The sequence below is a fragment of the Actinomycetota bacterium genome, assembly GCA_014360645.1.
Taxonomy (GTDB): domain Bacteria; phylum Actinomycetota; class Geothermincolia; order Geothermincolales; family RBG-13-55-18; genus Solincola_B.
The window spans coordinates 39153-57444 of the sequence record JACIXD010000018.1; the positions used below are offsets into that span (position 1 = coordinate 39153).

An 18292-nucleotide genomic window follows, 5' to 3' on the forward strand; every position below is an offset into this window, starting at 1 on the left:
TACACTGCTCGTGGCTCTTTCGTCCTGGGAGGGGTCCCATTATAAGGGGAGGGGGAGCATGGGAGAGCGGATCGTAGTCGGCGCGGGACTGGCAGGCCTGTGCGCGGCCATCAACATCCGGCGCGATGGTCACGAGGTCAGGGTGCTCGAGAGGCGCGACGGCATCGGCGGCCCGGCGCGCGACATGTCCACCGGGGAACTCACCTACGTCATGGCTGACGGCACTCCCATGGAGGTGGACAAGCTCTCGCGTTACATCGGTATCGATATCGGCCCAGCCTGCGAGCCCCTCCACTCCACGCGCATCTACAGCTTCGGGAAGCGTTTCGACCTGGCCTTCCCCGAGAACGTCCCGGCGGTGCTGGTCGAGAGGGGTTCGCGCAAGGACTCCCTGGACATGCACCTCTACCGCATCGCGGTGGATGAGGGGGTGGTCTTCGAGTTCAACCACCCCTTAAAGACGCGCCGGGACTTCGACGCCCTACCCCCCGGGACCATCATCGCCGGCGGGCTCTTCGAGGACGCCTACGCGGCGCTGGGCATCCCCTACGTGCGCGTGGAGGGGCTCTTCGGGCAGGGCATGGTCGCCGAAGACTACACCGGGCCGAGCGTCATCCTCTACATGGACCGCTATACGTGGGATTACGCCTTCTTCTCCACCATCCACGGCGTGGCCGGAGCCCTGCTCTTCCAGCGCAAGAAGCCCCTCTCCGCCGAGGCCAAGGAATGGTTCCCCGCCCGCCTCGCAAGGGACGAGGGAATCGAGTTCCCGGAGTGGCACGAGCTGGATGTGGGAGTCCTGCCCATGGGGTCCATCAACAACCCGCGCCTCTTCCACGACAGGTTCATCCTGGCCGGGACCCTGGCCGGGGCGCAGGACCCCGTCCTCCTCTTCGGGGTACACGGGGCCCTGGTCACCGGCAGGATCGCGGCCATGGCCCTGAGCCGGCCCGAGGAGGCGCGGCGGGAGTTCCGCAAGATCAACCTGCTGTGGAAGTTGAGCTACCTGAACCGGCTCGCCATCGAGCGCACCCATCCCTACGGGATCATGATCGCCAACCGGGCGGCCCTTCCTCTCTATCCGCTATATTCCCGGTTCCTGCTGCGCTACGCCTTCCTCTTCGTGCCGGGCTGGCTGAGGGTGTGAGTGAGGACCTGGGTGGGGATACGCTACCGGTGTCCCATGTCCGGGTCCGACCCCGCTGGCCCGGTTCCTGCTGCGCTACGCCTTCCTCTTCGTGCCGGGCTGGCTGAGGGTGTGAGTGAGGACCTGGGTGGGGATACGCTACCGGTGTCCCATGTCCGGGTCCGACCCCATTGGCGTTGCTCCGGTGTCCCATGTCCGGGTCCGACCCCATTGACGTTGGTTGTAGTAGACTGGAACCGAAATGTGGGGGCTGCGGAGGCGGGCCGGAGAAGGCGTGAGGTGGGATTATGCGTGGGGTCGAAGTGGGCTGGAGGGCAGGAGAGGATTTACGATGTCCCATGTCCGGGGCTGACCCCATTGTGAGGTGGAGGCGCCGCCGGTCTGGATGGCGGTCAAATGTCCCATGTCCGGGGCTGACCCCATTGGTGTTGATTTTGGTGGCGTGCTTTCTCGCAGGCTGCGGGGCGATAAGGGTGGGCGTGGATCCGGGCGGAAACCGAGAGGCGGAGAGTGCGGCAGACGAGCAGGCGATCCCGTCACCGCCGTCGGAGCCGGATCATGCCACAGGCCGGGTGACAGGGCTGCGCCAGCTCACGACCCTCCATGTGGAAGCGGGCCCCAAATCGGTGGAGCTCATGCCGGGCGGAGAGCGCATCTTCGTAAACGACCTCTACGCCCACAAGGTCTTCATCTTCGACGCCGACACTTACGAGGTCCTGAAGCGGGTCCCCCTTCCGGACGAGCCGGTGGAGGCGGGCTTCTCCCCCGACGGTCGCTACGCCTGGGTGTCCCTGTACAATTCCTCGAAGGTGGTGCTGGTGGACACAGAGGCGGGGACGATGGTGGGCGAGGTGGCCACCGGCAGCATCCCCAAGGAGATCGCGGTGAGCCCGGACGGGAGGTGGGTCTACGTCGCCAACTGGGAGTCGAACAACGTCACGGTGATCGACGCCGTGGCGCGGGCCCGGGTCAAGGAAATCCCCATGTACGGGACCCCGCGCGGCATGGTCTTCTCCCCCGACGGCAGCAAGGCCTACGTCTGCGTCATGGGCGGGAACACCCTGGCGGAGGTGGACGTGTCGGCGGGACATGCGGTGGCGCGGCAGATACCCTGCGGGGAGAACCCCCGCCACGCCGTGCTATCGCCCGATGGCGACACCATCTACGTCAGTAACAATCTCCCCGGCACCATAACCTACGTGGATCGTGCGGCCGGCGCTCCCTACGCCACGGTGAAGGTGGGAAACAAGGCCCGCACCATCGTCATCACCCCCGACGGCGGTTACCTCTTCGTGTGCAACTACGACGACAACACCGTGGGGTGCGTGGATATCGCGGCGCGCAAACAGCTCTTCACCGTCCCCGCCTCTAAGCCCATCGGCATGACCGTGGACACCCGGGGCGAGAGGCTCTTCGTCTCCAACTACGCGCCGCCACAGGTGACGGTATACGAGATCGCGCGCTAAAGGACTCGGTCGCTCCATGCGTGGTGCCGGACGTTGATCCGCGCACGGCGGCGAGGGATTCCCGGGTTAAAGCGCCGCGGCCGGTCCCGATAAGATTATCGGCGATGGAAGTCAGCCAGGCATGAGAAGAGGGATGGAGGTGAAGAGGTTTCTGGCGGCCTCCTTGCTCGCCCCGTTGATCGTCTCGCTGATGGCGGCCGCCGCGGGGTGCGGCGGCTTGGGGAGAGAGAAAAAGGAGGGACCGACGGGGTGCCGAAAGAGGCGGCGAACGGAGGTTCCGAAAAGGGTAAGGGCGAGGAAGGGCTCTCGGCGGTGGGGACCTACGAGTCGGCCGAGGGCAAGATGATCAAACATGCCTCGGACGGGAGTTTCCAGACCGAAGCCTGGGGCAACAAGAAGGGCACTTACGTCTTCACCGACGACCAGATGGCAAATGGGTGGACCTCACCTTCGACGACGGCTCCAAGGTCAGGCTGAGCGTGATGATGGCCATGGACGAGGTGGCGGCGATCTTGGACGGGGAATCGGGCACTCGGTACAACTAGACTGGGAAACTTTGCAAGTCCTCGACCAAGCCCAAGCGATCTTGTACGGTAAGTCGGGCACTCGGTACACCAGGCAATAGGAAACGACTCGCTTCAGGGGATCACCCCGGGAGACCCGGACGCAGGTGAGCGATCCCCGCCCCCCTAACGCCGGTTCGCCCGGCTCCCATGGTACGGTGAGGCGCGACCAGGTTGGCGCCGGTGCCCCTTTGCCAGGAGAGCAGGCCCTTTGCTGCAAGAGCGCCGGGCTCTTCAGGCTCGCATGCCGGCGATCCCCTCATCCGCAACCATACAGAGCATGCGTCAGGCATCGTTCAGTCTTGCATAGCGAGCATCAGGCAGGAGGTGAGGTCGGGAAAGACCCCCTTCACCCTGGAACGCCGGCGCACCTCCCGAAAGAGTCTATCCGCAGGGCCCCGGAGCGGATACGGCGCCAGTGCTTGCGTGGAAAGGAGTATTAGGCGAGGGCCTACTCCAGGTAGTCGCGGAGCTTGGCGGAGCGGGTGGGATGGCGCAGCTTGGCCAGGGTCTTGGACTCGATCTGGCGTATCCTCTCCCGGGTTACCCCGAACTCCCGGCCCACCTCCTCCAGGGTGCGCGGGTGGCCGTCGGTGAGGCCGAAGCGCAGGCGGATGACCTCCTTCTCCCTCTCGTTGAGGGAGTTGAGCACGTCCTCCAGCTGCTCCTGTAGGAGGATGAAGGAGGCGGCGTCGATGGGCACCACGGCGTCCGCGTCCTCGATGAAGTCCCCCAGGTGGGAGTCCTCCTCCTCGCCGATGGGGGTCTCCAAGGACACCGGCTCCTGGGACACCTTGATGATCTCCCGCACCTTCTCCGGGGTGAGCTCCATCTGCTCGGCGATCTCCTCCGGGGTGGGCTCCCGTCCCAGCTCCTGCAGGAGCTGCCGCTGCACGCGGATGAGCTTGTTGATGGTCTCCACCATGTGCACGGGGATGCGGATGGTGCGAGCTTGGTCGGCGATGGCGCGGGTGATGGCCTGCCTGATCCACCAGGTGGCGTAGGTGGAGAACTTGTAGCCCTTGCGGAAGTCGAACTTCTCCACCGCGCGGATAAGGCCCAGGTTCCCCTCCTGGATGAGGTCGAGGAAGAGCATGCCCCTGCCCACGTAGCGCTTGGCGATGGACACCACCAGGCGCAGGTTTGCCTCCACCAGCTTGCGCTTGGCCTCCTGGCCGACGCGCTCCTGGCGGCGCAGGGCCCTGAGCTCCTCGCGGGAGAGCTTGTCCCCCTTCTCGCGGAGGATGGCCGAAGCCTTCTCCCCGGCCTCGATCTTCTTGGCCAGGTCCACTTCCTCGGCGGCGGTGAGCAAGGGGACCTTTCCGATCTCCTTGAGATACATGCGCACGGGATCGTTGGTGGGCGTCTTCCCCGCCAGCTCCAGGTCCCGTTCCAGAAAGTCGTCCTTCTTGCCGCTTACCTCCTCTTCCTCCTCCTCCAGGTCGCGCAGGCTCTCCGCGGAGGGTCCGTCCACCACCTCCACGTTCATCTCCTCGAGCAGGGAATAGAGGTGGTCGATCTGCTCGGCGTTGAGGTGCAGGGACTGCAGGGATTCGTTGATCTCATCCTGGGTGAGTATGCCCCTGCCCTGCCCCTTGGAGAGCAGTTCCTTTATCTCGTCATAGTCGAGGTCTTTCCATTCGTCCACTTGAAACCACCTGAGAGAGGATTTCCAGATTGTTAATCGAGCGATATCCGCCTTCCCTTTAGCGCCTCAGCTCACGTTTCAGGCGCTCAAGAGAATAGATCTCCTCGCTTAGCGCCTGTTCCCGGTGATGGTCTCGGCGAGGAGCGTTGGATATCTCCTGCAGCTCCTTCTTCAGCCTGTTTATTTGACGCTCGTAATAGAACTCCTTCAGCGAGGCCAGGATATCCTCATATACGGCCGCCGCCTCGTCGCGGCCCATATTATCTACATTCCCACTCGCGTCGAAAATTAACCTCGTGGCCGCGTTCCTCGCCTGCTCGGACTCGATCCGCTCCACCACCTCCGAGGCCAGGCGCTCCCGCGAGAGGCCTTCTCCCCCCTCCGCGCCGTAACCGTCCAGGAGGGCAGGGAGAATTATAAGGCAAGCCCGGTCCTCGAACAAGCCGGCGTCTAGGTCGTTTCTCGCCTCCGCCAGCAGAAATGGCTGATGCAGCAGGAGCCGCAGCATCTCCCTTTCCGCCCGCGCCTGAGGGGGCATGGCTATGAGCTCCTCGGAGGCGGCGCGCCTGCCTGGCACCCCCCCGCGCGCCGCGCGGTAGAGGTCATAGACCGCCTGGTAACCGGAGCCCGCCCAGTCAGCTATGGCCCGGATGTGGGAGTCATCGCCCAGCTCGCGCCCCAGTCCGGCCAGCAGATGCACCGCCCGCCGCACCCCGCGCAACCGGGAATTGGTGTCCGCCGGATCGTGCTCCTCCAGCACCTTGCGGAGGCAGAAATCCACCATGGGCTCGCTCATCTCCACCCGCCTCAGGAACTCCTCGCGTCCGTGCCTGGCAACGAAATCCGCGGGGTCCATGCCCTCCTCCAGAGTGGCCACGCGGATGTCGAGGTCGAACTCCCTGTAGAGGCCAAGGCCCCTCTCGCTGGCGCTGACCCCCGCCGCATCCGCGTCGAAGGCGAGCACCACCCGGTCGGTGAGGCGCGCGAGCAACCTGAGGTGCTCGTCGCCCAGGGCGGTGCCCAAGGTGGCCGCCGCGTTGCGGATGCCGGCCTGCCACAGCCCGATGACGTCGGTGTATCCCTCCACCAGGAGCGCGAATCCCTCGCGCACGATCTCACGCCGCGCCAGGTCCAGGGCATAGAGATGGCGGCTCTTGGTGAAGACGGGGGTCTCGGGGGAGTTCAAGTACTTGGGTTGGCCTTCGCCCAATATCCTCCCCCCGAAGGCGATGACGCGTTCCTGGAGGTCGCGGATGGGGAAGATGATGCGGCCCCGGAAACGGTCATGGATACCTTTTTCACCCCGCAGACCGAGGCCCGAGGCCATGAAATCCTGCGCGGAGAAACCCTTGCGGGTAGCCTGGCGGTAAAGGAGGTCCCAGCGATTGGGGGCGAACCCGAGCTGGAAGGCCTTCACCGCCTCCTCCTCTATGCCCCGGGAGGCCAGGTACTCCCGCGCCACCTTTCCCGCCTCGCGGGAGAGCAGTATCTGGTGGTAAGTCTCCGCCGCCCACTGGTTGATGCGGTACAGCCGTCCCCTGCGGTCCTCCTCGCCGCCCTCCTTTCCGCTCGCGCCCTGGTAGTGGAGGGTGAACCCGATACGCCTGGCCAGCCTCTCCGCCGCCTCGCGAAAATCGAGCCCCTCCTTTTTCTTGAGGAAAGTGAAGACGTTGCCGCCCTCGCCGCAACCGAAGCAGTGATAGAGCTGCTTGGAGGGATCCACCATGAAGGACGGCGTCTTCTCGTCGTGGAAGGGGCATAGGCCTTTGAAGTAGCGCCCGGCCTTTTTGAGCTGCACGTAATCCGAGATGACCTCGACGATGTCCACCCGCTCCCGCAGGGCGTCTATGTCCTCGTCCCTTATCCTTCCCCTGGCCATCCGATCTCGCGCCTCACGTCTCCCTGTTCTATCCGTTCACTGGTTTCCCGGCCGCGGAAGTCGAAGCCCCGGGCCGCCATGCGTGCCTCACAGCTCCCCCACCCATACGCGGGGAAGGAAATGCTCGTGGTACTTGCGCATGGCGTAGCGGTCGGTCATCCCCGCCACGTAATCGCATACCCTGACCCTCAGGTCCTCGTCTCCCCCACGGTACTCCTCGGGCAACTCCCCGGGGTGCTCGAGGTAGAAATCGAAGAGGGAGCGCAGAACGGTTATGGCCTTGTCCTCCTCCTGCTTTGCTACCGAGCCTATGTACACACGCCGGAAGAGGAATTCCCGCAACTCGTCCAGGGCGTCCGCCACCCCGGGGCTCAAGCGGATATCGTCCCGGCCGCGGCTCTGCTCCACCATGTCCCTGACCAGGGTGTCTATGCGCTGGTTGTGACGGGTCCCCAGTACCTCGAGGGTGGACCGCGGCAGGTCCGACTCCACCAGGATCCCCGCCCGGATGGCGTCGTCAATGTCGTGGTTCACGTAGGCGATGCGGTCGGCGATGCGCACCACCCTCCCCTCCAGGGTCGCCGGAAGGGGGCTGTTTCCGGTGTGGTTGAGGATGCCGTCCCTCACCTCCCAGGTGAGGTTGAGGCCCTTGCCCCCGTATTCCAGCCTCTCAACCACCCTCAGGCTCTGCTCGTTGTGGCGGAAAGGGGTGGGCGTGAGGTCGTGGAAGGCCTCCTCCCCCATGTGTCCGAAGGGGGTGTGTCCGAGGTCATGGCCCAGGGCGATGGCCTCGGTGAGGTCCTCGTTGAGGCGCAGGGCGCGGGCGATGGTGCGGGAGATCTGGCTCACCTCAAGGGTATGGGTGAGGCGGGTGCGGTAGTGGTCGCCCTCCGGGGCTAGAAAGACCTGGGTCTTGTGCTTCAGGCGCCGAAAGGACTTGCTGTGGATGATGCGGTCACGGTCGCGCATGAAACAGGTGCGCAGGGGGTCCGGCCCCTCCTCGCGCTCGCGGCCGCGGCTGTTCCTGCTGCGCACCGCGTGAGGGGAGAGCCACGCCTCCTCCCGCTCTTCGATCTCCTCCCTGACCGTCATCACCCTGGTCCTCCTCGATCCATGACATCCTCTCACGAGGCCGATCCGGGGCCGCCCGGGCCTCACTGCTCACGCCAGGCCGCCGCGCCCACGCTCCGGACCCCGCCCTTCACCCCCTCATTCCCGGCCTCCCGAGGCCGAGGGCATCGGGTTTGTAGGTTTCGAAGCGCCGCCGCGGGCGCCATGCCCTCCTCGCCCCATGTGCCAGGCCTTGACGCGCGCGCCGCCCCGTCGGCGGAGACGATGCGCCCCTGCCCCGCCCTTCCTCTACGCTCCTCCCGACCTCTTGACCTCCCGGGCCAGGCGGATGCCCAGGATGCGTGCCCTCTCCAGGGCGAAGGCGTCCTCCGCGGCGGGATTCTGGGCGCATACCCCCTGGTGCCCGGCGTCGGTGTCGTCCGTGCCCTCGCCCACGATGCTCATGCCCTGGACGAGCAGCATGTCGTGCAGGGCCTTGAGGGTGGTCTCCTGACCCCCGAAGCGCGCCGCTCCCACGCTCACCGCCCCCGCCGGCTTGCCCACCAGGGAACGCCGGGTCCTGATGGCCCGGGTCTTGTCCCACAGCGCCTTCAACTGGGCGGACACGGTGCCGAAATACACCGGGCTGCCCAGCACCACCGCCGCCGCCCCCTCCAAGGCCTCGCAGGCCTCCCTCAACCCCGCGTCCTTCTCGTGGCACGCCTCCTTGCAGGGGCTGGAGCAGGCCACGCAGAAGGGATTTTTTTGCCCCTTCACGGCATCCATGACGTGCAGCAGCCTCCCTTCCACCCCCTCCGACTGCGCCGCCTCCAGCACCTTGCCCAGGAGTAGTGCGGTATTGCCCTCGCGGCGAGGGCTGCCGTTGATGGCGAGGATGTACATGCGCGATCACCTCTTTTCCGCTTTAAACGCGACCACTTGGATTCTACACCCGCGGTATGTCAATATCGGGCATCTTGCGGTGACCGAGGACGGGATGCGGCCCCCTCCGTATCCCGCGCGGAGGGGTTCCGGCCGGACGCGTGCCGGCGTGCCGCGCCCTCCCCGGCCCCTACGATCCCCGCCGGCGGGGGAGCGGACCTCGCCTCACTCTACCTGGTGGCGTCCTGCACGTCGCCCAGGGCGGCGTGGGCCGCCGCAAGCCTGGCCACCGGCACCCGGAAGGGCGAGCAGCTCACGTAATCCAGGCCCACCTCGTGGCAGAACCTGATGCTGCGCGGGTCGCCGCCATGCTCGCCGCAGATGCCCAGCTTTATGCCGGGATTCGCCCCGCGTCCCAGCTCGCAGGCCATGCGCACCAGCTTGCCCACCCCATCCACGTCCAGGGTCTGGAAGGGATTGTCGGTGAGGATGCCCTCCTCGATATACACGGGGAGGAACTTGGCCTCCGCGTCGTCGCGGCTGAACCCCAGGGTGGTCTGGGTGAGATCGTTGGTGCCGAAGGAGAAGAAGTCCGCCACCTCCCCTATCTGGTCGGCGGTGAGGGCGGCCCGCGGCAGCTCGACCATCGTCCCCACCAGGTAGTCGAGCTTAGTCTGCATGGCCTCGATGACGCCCTCCGCCACCGCCACCGCCTTCTGCCGCTCGATCTCCAGCTCCTTGCGGAAGGCCACCAGGGGGATCATGATCTCCACCCGCGGGTCCTTGCCCTTCTTCTTGAGGTCGCAGGCGGCCTTGATGATCGCGCGCACCTGCATCTCGGTGACCCCGCCCATGGTGCAACCCACGCGGCAGCCCCTCAGGCCTAGCATGGGGTTGGCCTCCGACTCCGCGCGCACCCTGGCCAGAAGCTTCTCCTTTTCCTCGTACTCCTCCCGCTCGCCCGGCACGTGCTTGAGCCTCTCCAACTCCACGCGCAGGTCCACCAGGTTGGGCAGGAACTCGTGCAGGGGCGGGTCCAGCAGGCGGATGGTCACCGGGAGGCCGTCCATGATCTCCAGGATCTCCTCGAAATCCCGACGCAGCAGCGGCTCCAGCTCCATGAGCGCCTCTTCGCGCCCATCCTCGTCCTCGGCGAGGATCATGCGCCTGACGATGGGCAAGCGGTCCTCGCCGATGAGCATGTGCTCGATGCGGCAGAGCCCTATGCCCTCTGCCCCGAAGTCCCTGGCCCTCCGCGCGTCCTCGGGGGTGTCGGCGTTGGTGCGCACCCCCAGGCGCCTGATCTCGTCCGCCCAGGAGAGCACCTTCTCCAGGTTCTCGTCCACCTTGGGCTCGATGAGCTTCACCTCTCCCAGGATGACCTTGCCGGAGGTGCCGTCTATGGTGATGGTCTCCCCTTCCCTCACCACCAGGCCGTTGACCTCGAAGATCCTCTCCGTTTGGTTGATCTTTATCGCCTCCGCGCCGCAGATGCACGGCTTGCCCATTCCCCGCGCCACCACCGCCGCGTGGCTGGTCATACCGCCGTGGCTGGTGAGCACGCCCTGGGCGGCGATGATGCCGTGGATGTCGTCCGGGGTGGTTTCCCAGCGCACCAGGATGACCTTCTCCCCGCGCGAGCCCCTCATCTCGGCGGTATCGGCGTCGAAGACCACCTCGCCCACGGCGGCGCCGGGGGAGGCGGGAAGCCCCTTGGCGATGACCTCGTACTTCGCCTCGGGGTCCAGGCGGGGGTGCAGGAGCTGGTCGAGCTGGTCGGGCTGGATGCGGCTCACCGCCTCTTTCCTGTCGATGAGGCCGGATTCCACCATGTCCACGGCGATCTTCAGGGCCGCGGCCGCGGTGCGCTTGCCCGTCCTGGTCTGGAGCATGAAGAGCTTGCCCTGCTCGATGGTGAACTCGATGTCCTGCATGTCGCGGTAATGCCTCTCCAGCTTGTCCATGACCTGGGTGAGCTGTTCGTACAGCTCCGGCATCTCCGTGGCCAGCTCGTCGAGGCCCTTGGGGGTGCGGATGCCCGCCACCACGTCCTCGCCCTGGGCGTTCACCAGGTATTCCCCGAAACGCTTCGCCTCCCCCGTGGAGGGATTGCGGGTGAAGCACACCCCGGTGGCGGAATCGTCGCCCTTGTTGCCGAAGACCATGGTCTGCACGTTCACCGCCGTGCCCAGGTCGTGGGGGATGTCGTACTGCTTGCGGTAGGTCACGGCGCGCGGGTTGCCCCAGCTCTTGAACACCGCCTGGATGGCCAGGTCCAGCTGCTCGCGGGGGTCGGAGGGGAAGTCGCGCCCCGCCCTCTCGCGCACGATGGCCTTGAACTTTTCTACCAGGTCCTTCCAGTCCTCGGCGGTGAGCTCCACGTCGAGCTTCACCCCCCGCTCCTCCTTCTTGCGGTTGAGCTCCTCCTCGAAGAACTCGCGGCTCACGCCCATGACGATGTCCGAGAACATCTGGATGAAACGCCGGTAGGCGTCGTAGGCGAAACGCTCGTCGCCGGTCTGGGCGGCGAGCCCCTTCACGGACTCGTCGTTCAAGCCCAGGTTGAGCACGGTGTCCATCATCCCCGGCATGGATATGGCGGCCCCCGAGCGCACCGAGACCAGCAGGGGGTCGTCCTTGTCCCCCAGCCTCTTCCCCATCCTCTTCTCCAGGCGCTCCAGGTGCTCGTCTATCTCCTCCGCCAGCCCCTCGGGGTATGCGCCCTCGCGGTAGTAATGGTTGCAGGCCTCGGTGGTTATGGTGAATCCGGGGGGCACCGGGAGCCCCAGCCTGGTCATCTCCGCCAGGTTGGACCCCTTCCCGCCGAGCAGCTTCTTCATGCCGGCGTCGCCCTCGTCGAAGTCGTAGACGTACTTGGTGGATGCCATCTCGCCTTCCTCCTCAAGTCCGATCCCGTGCCCGGGGCCCGGTGGCCCGGTCCTCTCCATCATCGCAACGGCGCCCCTCTCCCCTGGGGATGACGCCGGTATTCCCCCGTTCCCGCCGCCCTGCGCCCGCGGCGCGTCCCCCGCCGCGAAGGGACGCGGTTTCCCGTGGAGGCGTGGGAGAAACGAAAAACAGTCAAATTATATAGGATTTCCGGCCCAAACTCACGCCTTCAATCGCCCTCGGTCACCACCTGGGAGAAGTCGGCGAACTCCAGGAAGAGGGAGGCCACCCCGTTAAGCAGGGCCAGGCGGTTCTCGCGCAGAGCCTCGTCCTCGCCCATGACGAAGATGTCCTCGAAGAAGCGGTCCACCGCCGGCGCCAGCTCCAGCAGCACCCCCAGCGCCTCGCCGTGCTCTCCCGCGTCAAGGTGTGACCGCAGCGGTTCCTGGGCCCACACCAGCCGGGAGTAGAGCTCCTTTTCCGCCTCCTCGCTCAACAGGGACTCCTCCAGCGCCGTTCCGCTCCACTTGCGCGAGAGGTTGTAGCAACGCTCGAACCCGGTGTAGGCACGCTGCAACGAGCCGCGCTCCCGCGCCGCCTGCAGGGTCTCCAAGCGCCGCCTGGCCTCCCAGGGGTCGTGGGGTGCCGTGGGCATCACCGCCGCCACCAGGTCGTAATGGAAGCCCTCGTTGACGAGCATCTGCCTCCAGCGCTGGCGGCAGAACTCGGCCACCTCCCCGGCCACGCCCCCGGGATCCGAGAGGCCCAGGCCCTCCGCCGCGCGCCGCACCACCGCGGCGAAGTCCAGGTGCAGGGAGGCGGAGGTGAGGATGTTCATCACCGCCTGGGCCTGGCGCCGCAGCGCGTAGGGGTCCTCGGAGCCGGTTGGGGCGAGCCCGCTCCCGAAGCAGGCCGCCAGGTTGTCCGCCTTGTCCGCCAGGGAGAGCACCGTGCCCGCGGGCGTGCGCGGCAGCAGGTCGCCCGCGAAACGCGGCCGGTAGTGCTCCTCGATGGCCCAGGCCACCTCCTCCTCCTCGCCCGTGCGCAACGCATATATCCTGCCCATGATCCCCTGCAGGGAGGTGAACTCGATGACCATGGAGGTCACCAGGTCCGCCTTGCACAGCACGGCGGCCCTCTTCGCCCTCTCCTCCACCTCCGCTCCCAGGTGCGCCCGCTCGCAGATATCCGAGCTGAGGGCGGCCAGGCGCATGCTCTTCTCGTAGAGGCTTCCCAGGCGGGCCTGCCACACCACCGCTTTGAGGTCTTCCAGGCGCTCCTCCAAGCCGCGCCGCAGGTCCTCCTGGAAGAAAAAGGCAGCATCCTCAAGGCGCGCCCTGAGCACCCTCTCGTTGCCGCGCCTGATCACCTCCTCCCTGGCGGGGTCGCCGTTGTGCACCACCAGGAAGGCGGCAGCGATGCTCCCCCTCCCGTCCTCCACCGGGAAATAACGCTGGTGCTCCTGCATGGCCGTCTCCAGCACCTCCCGGGGCAGGCCGAGGAAGCGCTCCTCGAAACGCCCCAGGATCACATGCGGGTACTCCACCAGGTCGACCACCTCGTCGAGGGTGTCCTGGGAAGGGACGGCCCGCATGCCCGTGCCCGCGAGGGCCATCTCGATCCCCTTCATCACCGCCGCCCTGCGTTCCGCCTCGTCCGCCAGTACGCACGCCCCGCGCAGTGCCTCCCGGTAGCCAGCGGCATCCCCTACCTCCACCCCACCGGGGGACAGAAAGCGGTGGCCCCTGGTGACGCGGCCCGCGCGCATGCCCTCGAAGGACAGGGGGACCACCTCGGTGCCGTAGAGGGCGAGGAGCCAGCGCACCGGGCGGGCGAACCGGAACTCCCCGTCCCCCCAGCGCATGGACTTGCGGAAAGCGAGGGACCTTATCAGGCCGTCGAGGATCCCGGGCAGCACCTCCAGGGCGGGCTTCCCCTCCTCCTTAACGATGGCGAAGACGAACTCTCCCTTCTCCGTGGGGCGTATCTCCAGGTCCTCCACCCGCAGGCCCCGCGAACGCGCGAAGCCCTCCGCGGCCTTCGTGGGCCTCCCGTCCGGGTCGAAGGCCGCCTCCCGCGACGGGCCCCGGACCTCGGCAACCGCGTCCTCCTGCCTTTCCTCGAGGCCCCTCACCAGCAGGGCCAGCCTCCTCGGGGTGGAGTAGACCACCAGCTCCTCGTAGGCCAGGCGCTCGCGTTCCAGGGCCGCGGCGGCGTTGGCCTCCAGCTGCCTCCTCCCGTCCTGCACCGCTCCCCAGGGAAGTTCCTCGGTCCCGATCTCCAGCAGCAGGTCCCCGGCCATTCAGGAACCCCCCTCCAGCAGCGGAAAACCCAGCTCCTCCCTCTGCGCCAGGTAGGCTGACGCCGCGCCCCGGGCGAGGTCCCGCACCCTGGCGATGTAGGAGGTGCGCTCGGTGACGCTGATCACCCCGCGGGCGTCGAGGATGTTGAAGAGGTGCGAACACTTGAGCACGCAGTCATAGGCGGGGAGGACCAGCCCTTTCGCCATCAGCCTCTTGGCCTCCGCCTCGTAGCGGTCGAAGAGCTCGAAGGTCAGCCCGGTGTCCGCCTCCTCGAAGCAGTATGTGCTCCATTCCACCTCCGCGGTACGCTGCAGGTCTCCGTAGGTGATCTTCTCGTTCCAGCGCAGGTCGAAGACGTTGTCCACCTCCTGCACGTACATGGCCAGACGCTCCATGCCGTAGGTCAGCTCCACCGAAACGGGACGGCAGTCCAGGGAGCCCACCTGCTGGAAATAGGTGAACTGGGTGATCTCCATGCCGTCCAGCCAGACCTCCCATCCCAGCCCCCATGCCCCCAGGGTGGGGGATTCCCAATCGTCCTCGACGAAGCGCACGTCGTGCAGGGAGGGGTCTATCCCCAGGGCACGCAGGGAGTCCAGGTACACGTCCTGCACGTCATCGGGAGACGGCTTGAGGATGACCTGGAACTGGGTGTGCTGGTGCAGGCGGTTGGGGTTCTCCGCGTAGCGGCCGTCCGTGGGGCGGCGCGAGGGCTCAACGTACGCCACCCGCCAAGGCTCCGGCCCCAGGGCGCGCAGGAAGGTGGCGGGGTTGAAGGTGCCCGCCCCCACCTCCACGTCGTAGGGCTGGACCAAGACGCAGCCGCGCCGCGTCCAGTAGGCCTGCAGGGCCATGATCATGTCCTGAAAATACATGCGGTGACCTCCCGGTGCACGGATAGGCTCCCGGTGCACAGATAGGGCTATGATACCAGATAGCCGGCTCGGGTTGACAGCGTGAAAGCCTCGTGTCCCAATCCCTTGCGGATCACAGTAGATCGCGGACGGATCTGGCGTCGGGAGGAACCTGGACGTTCACCTCCACGCCGAAGGCGGGGAAATCGGCGGTGATCTCCAGGCGCGCGCTCTCGGGCAGGAGGGGGATTCCCGCCACCTTGCCCAGGTCGGGGAGTTCGACATCCGCGGCGGCCGCCACCTGCCTGATGATCTCCGCGTCCTTCTGGACGCATACCTCTATGGCGACCCCCGCGCCCTCGAGATATTCAACCACCTCTTCCTCGCTCATGCCCAACGCGGCTCCCACCTCCCGCACGGCGGGAAGGGCGGCGATGGCCGGCAGGTCCGGCTTGACCGAGAAGACCTCGCAGAGGTCATCCCCCACCTTCCTCTCGCCCACCTTCTCCACCTCTTCCGCCGCGGAAACGATCTCGGGCGCGGCGCCAAGGAGGCCGGCCAGCGCGGTCACCGCCTCCTCGTCGACCCCCTGCGCTATCTCGCCTTCCAGAACATACCATTGGCCTCCGAAACGTACATATGCCCTGCCCTCCACATAACGCACCGCGACCTCCATGCCGAGGACGGTGAGCCTCGCCTCCATGTTCCCCGCCTCCATGTCCGCCCACACGTCGCCCTGCACGTTCATGCTCGTGCCCTTCTCGCCCTCCCGGGGGGATACGGACACGAAGAGCTGCGCGTGCGCGCTTCCCGCCTCCCTGGCCGCCTTCGCGGCCGCTTCCAACCTCTCCCGCGGCGGCTGCCCCTTCTTCCCGCACCCGCACAGCCATGCCGGGATCAGAAGCAGGGCGGCCAGACCGAGGGCGAGCGGGATGGCGGCGAGGGCTCTTCTCTTCATCCCCGTGTCCTCCTTCAGCCCTTGTAGAGCATGGCCGGCTCGGGCCTGGTTATCTCCACTTCCTGATTATAGAGGGGGAAGGTGATCTCCATGATCATCTTCACCGTGTAGGAGGAGTCCTCCCCCTCCCCCTTCTCCACCATCTCGATGTTGTAAAGGGTGCGGCGCAGCACCAGGGTCTCCTTGTCGAACCAGTATTCGTAGTTGACGCTGGCGTCCTTCAGCTCCTGCTTGATCTCCTCGATCTTCTGCAAGGTCTCCTCGTCCAGCTGTTCCCTGTCCCCCCTGATCATGTCCAGGAACTGCTGGTTCTCCATGATGGCGTCGAAATTGGGCACCATGGCGATATGATAGCAGTCGCGCCCGTCCACCACCTCGTCCTGGAGGCGGGTGATCTTCTGGAAGTTGTCCATGTATTCAGCGGTGTTGCGGGTGATCTCGGAGATGCTGGGTATGCTCAGGGAGGAACCGGCTGGAAGCTCGTACCAGGTATCGCTTTCCTCCGTGCGGTAATACTGCACCCCCTCGTAGAGCACGTAATCGAACTCCAGGTCGAAGGACGGCCACCTCACGCGGGCCTTCGCGTTGCCGCTTGCCGCGTGGTAATCTCCCTCGCCGTTGAGGGCGACCTCGCTGGTGTAGGCCTGTTTGCCGGTGGGCGGTATCACGAAGGAGTAGTCGAAGAGGTAATGGAGGGTCTTCGCCTCGTCGGTGGCGTTGAGCCCTTCCAGCATGATCTTCTCGGGAGTGGCGTTCTCGGGCAGCTCGCGCTTCAGGAGGCCTTCCCCGCTCTTCTCTCCACAGGCCGCCACCAGCAACGCGGTGGCCACCGCCAGGCAGGCCACCAGGAGGCATGCCCCCTTCCCTCTCTTGCGCATATCCCCTCGCTTTCTCCGCTCCCGTTCCGCCCGGCTCGCCCTAAAAATAGCATAAGGCGCGGGCAAGTAAAAAGGGCGGGCCCGGAGGCCCGCCCGTGGTCTCGGCCAGCTACAACAACTGCGGGTCCCTCCGTTCCAGGCCCTCGGCCTCCACGCCGTTTATCTCCCGCAGGAGCATGAGCCCGGCGTCCCGGTCGGCATCTCCGCTGATGCCGTAGATGCGGGGCGCCATGACCTGCATGAAGGCCTTCACGACCCTCGGGTCGTATTGCACGCCGCTGTAGGCCTGTATCTCCTCCGCGGCCTCCCTGGCCTCCAGGAGCTGGCGGTAGGACCGCCAGGAGGTCATGGCCACGAAGGAGTCGGCCACGCTCAGGATGCGCGCTCCCAGGGGGATGGACTCCCCCTTCAGGCCGTCGGGGTAGCCCATGCCGTTCCACCATTCGTGGTGCCCGCGCACCAGCGGGATGAGCTCCCAGTTGGGGCGTATGGCGGCCAGCATGTCCGCCCCCACCACGGGATGCCTCTTGATCATCTCCCGGTCCGCTGCCGGGAGCTCCACGCCCTTGAAGGCCTGTTCCGAAAGGCTTCCCGCCACCTGCAGCATCCCGATGTCCATGAGGTTCGCGGCCTTTTCGATGAGACGGACGTAGTCGTCGTCCAGTTCCATACTGCGGGCGATCTCCACGGCATAGAAAGATACTCTTTTCCAGTGCCCCTTCATATGGGGCATCTTGCTCTCCAAGCGGGCGTGCAGGTCGTCCACGATGGCCACGAGCTTGGAGACCTCCAGCAGGTCGGTGAGGTCGGCGAGGCGCTCCTGCAGGTCCCTGGTGGTGGCGTTCAGCCGCCGGAATATCTCCTGGGTCTGGCGGCTGTAGGACTTCTCCCGCACGGCGAGATAAGCGATGAAGGCCAGGATGAGCAGTGCGAGGCTTATACGCACCATGTTGTTGAAGTAATCCGACTTGAAGAGGCTGTTGAGGAGCTCGAAGTTGAAGGCGTAGACGATGATCCCTATGCCCAGCACCAGGATCAGGGTCATGGCGAGGTAGAGGACCTCTTTCCTCCCTCTCTCCGCCCGCTGCACGCTCTCCTCGCCTTCGAACGCGACCGGCTCCACGCAGGTCTCCGAGGGCTTCAAGGCATTCTTTTCCCCCATCATCTCGCACCCCTTCTCGTGCCCGTCATACGTTTCGGGTATCGGCCCGGGAGCGCGTCATGACATCCCCCCCGGGGGTGAATATGCCCCGACCCGAGTACTACAGCCGTGGCAGTCCCGGCGGTCCAGCGAGGTCGGGGCGGGGGGCGCGGGCTCAGGATGGGACCCAGTCGCGGCGAGCGTCGATCACGTGCACCACCCTCCAGCCGCGTTCCTGGAGCGCGGCGGCGATATGCCGGCGGTGGCACTTCCAGGGCAGCAGCTCGGCGCATATCAGGGCGCAGGTCGCCCTCTGCGCGAGCTCCTCCAGCTCCTCCAGGCCGGAGAGGAACTCGGGGGTGCGCATGTGCGCTTCATAACCCCCTTTCCGGTATCCTCCCAGCCGGTCTCCGAGCCAGGAATAGGCGATGCCCGCCTCCTCCAGGGCCGAGGCAAGGGGCTGGCGCGAGAAATGTGGGTAGCGCCGGCTGACGGGGAAGGAGCGCACGTCGCAAACCCTGCTTATACCCCGCGCGCGCAGGAGGTCGATGAACTCGTCGAGGCCGCGGGTGCTCGTGCCCAGGGTGAAGACGGTCTTCTCCACCTCTCTTCCCTCCGCCCCCTCCCGTCGGCG

13 protein-coding genes are annotated in these 18292 nt (G+C 66.2%); 2 read left to right on the forward strand and 11 right to left on the reverse strand.

Annotated elements, in window-relative coordinates; genetic code table 11:
• The first annotated feature begins 58 nt into the window (after positions 1-58).
• Both H5T74_13800 and H5T74_13805 read left to right on the forward strand, forming a co-directional pair.
• The gene (locus tag H5T74_13800) at positions 59-1147 is read left to right on the forward strand and encodes an NAD(P)-binding protein (protein ID MBC7231448.1); all 1089 of its coding nucleotides are present in this window, start codon (positions 59-61) and stop codon (positions 1145-1147) included.
• Between the two features lie 605 nt (positions 1148-1752).
• A complete protein-coding gene (locus H5T74_13805; GenBank protein MBC7231449.1) occupies positions 1753-2613 on the forward strand; it encodes a beta-propeller fold lactonase family protein in 861 nt (286 codons plus the stop codon).
• A gap of 1014 nt (positions 2614-3627) precedes the next feature.
• On the opposite strand, the gene rpoD is transcribed toward H5T74_13805, so the two are convergent.
• The 11 genes from rpoD to H5T74_13860 form a co-directional block, all read right to left on the reverse strand.
• Entirely contained in the window at positions 3628-4824 is a 1197-nt protein-coding gene (gene rpoD, locus H5T74_13810; protein MBC7231450.1) for an RNA polymerase sigma factor RpoD, read from the reverse strand.
• Positions 4825-4882: 58 nt separating this feature from the next.
• On the reverse strand, positions 4883-6703 hold the full coding sequence (locus H5T74_13815; GenBank protein MBC7231451.1) for a DNA primase: 1821 nt from the start codon (positions 6701-6703) through the stop codon (positions 4883-4885).
• Positions 6704-6790: 87 nt separating this feature from the next.
• On the reverse strand, positions 6791-7795 hold the full coding sequence (locus H5T74_13820) for a deoxyguanosinetriphosphate triphosphohydrolase (GenBank protein MBC7231452.1): 1005 nt from the start codon (positions 7793-7795) through the stop codon (positions 6791-6793).
• A 267-nt stretch (positions 7796-8062) separates the two neighbouring features.
• A complete protein-coding gene (locus H5T74_13825) occupies positions 8063-8656 on the reverse strand; it encodes a flavodoxin family protein (GenBank protein ID MBC7231453.1) in 594 nt (197 codons plus the stop codon).
• A 209-nt stretch (positions 8657-8865) separates the two neighbouring features.
• A complete protein-coding gene (locus H5T74_13830) occupies positions 8866-11523 on the reverse strand; it encodes a pyruvate, phosphate dikinase (GenBank protein MBC7231454.1) in 2658 nt (885 codons plus the stop codon).
• 230 nt (positions 11524-11753) lie between these two features.
• Positions 11754-13826, reverse strand: coding sequence for a glycine--tRNA ligase subunit beta (locus H5T74_13835; GenBank protein ID MBC7231455.1), 2073 nt, complete (start codon positions 13824-13826; stop codon positions 11754-11756).
• Positions 13827-14702 (reverse strand): glycine--tRNA ligase subunit alpha, encoded by an 876-nt coding sequence (gene glyQ / locus H5T74_13840; protein ID MBC7231456.1) that lies wholly within the window; start codon positions 14700-14702, stop codon positions 13827-13829. It abuts the gene before it with no gap.
• 112 nt (positions 14703-14814) lie between these two features.
• Positions 14815-15639: a hypothetical protein gene (locus H5T74_13845; protein MBC7231457.1), complete on the reverse strand. Its 825-nt coding sequence runs from the start codon at positions 15637-15639 to the stop codon at positions 14815-14817.
• Positions 15640-15653: 14 nt separating this feature from the next.
• Complete coding sequence (locus H5T74_13850) at positions 15654-16517, reverse strand: hypothetical protein (protein MBC7231458.1); 864 nt, start codon at positions 16515-16517, stop codon at positions 15654-15656.
• 109 nt (positions 16518-16626) lie between these two features.
• Positions 16627-17682, reverse strand: coding sequence for an HD domain-containing protein (locus H5T74_13855; GenBank protein ID MBC7231459.1), 1056 nt, complete (start codon positions 17680-17682; stop codon positions 16627-16629).
• Between the two features lie 151 nt (positions 17683-17833).
• Entirely contained in the window at positions 17834-18262 is a 429-nt protein-coding gene (locus H5T74_13860; GenBank protein MBC7231460.1) for a DUF488 domain-containing protein, read from the reverse strand.
• Between the last annotated feature and the right edge of the window lie 30 nt (positions 18263-18292).

What these genes read in the sequence shown, in the direction of transcription:
- H5T74_13850 (MBC7231458.1), bottom strand. Translation starts at nt 16,517, where the DNA reads ATGCGCAAGAGAGGGAAGGGGGCATGCCTCCTGGTGGCCTGCCTGGCG.
- H5T74_13800 (MBC7231448.1), top strand. Translation starts at nt 59, where the DNA reads ATGGGAGAGCGGATCGTAGTCGGCGCGGGACTGGCAGGCCTGTGCGCG.
- H5T74_13845 (MBC7231457.1), bottom strand. Translation starts at nt 15,639, where the DNA reads ATGAAGAGAAGAGCCCTCGCCGCCATCCCGCTCGCCCTCGGTCTGGCC.
- H5T74_13815 (MBC7231451.1), bottom strand. Translation starts at nt 6,703, where the DNA reads ATGGCCAGGGGAAGGATAAGGGACGAGGACATAGACGCCCTGCGGGAG.
- H5T74_13820 (MBC7231452.1), bottom strand. Translation starts at nt 7,795, where the DNA reads ATGACGGTCAGGGAGGAGATCGAAGAGCGGGAGGAGGCGTGGCTCTCC.
- glyQ (MBC7231456.1), bottom strand. Translation starts at nt 14,702, where the DNA reads ATGTATTTTCAGGACATGATCATGGCCCTGCAGGCCTACTGGACGCGG.
- H5T74_13830 (MBC7231454.1), bottom strand. Translation starts at nt 11,523, where the DNA reads ATGGCATCCACCAAGTACGTCTACGACTTCGACGAGGGCGACGCCGGC.
- H5T74_13835 (MBC7231455.1), bottom strand. Translation starts at nt 13,826, where the DNA reads ATGGCCGGGGACCTGCTGCTGGAGATCGGGACCGAGGAACTTCCCTGG.
- H5T74_13825 (MBC7231453.1), bottom strand. Translation starts at nt 8,656, where the DNA reads ATGTACATCCTCGCCATCAACGGCAGCCCTCGCCGCGAGGGCAATACC.
- H5T74_13855 (MBC7231459.1), bottom strand. Translation starts at nt 17,682, where the DNA reads ATGATGGGGGAAAAGAATGCCTTGAAGCCCTCGGAGACCTGCGTGGAG.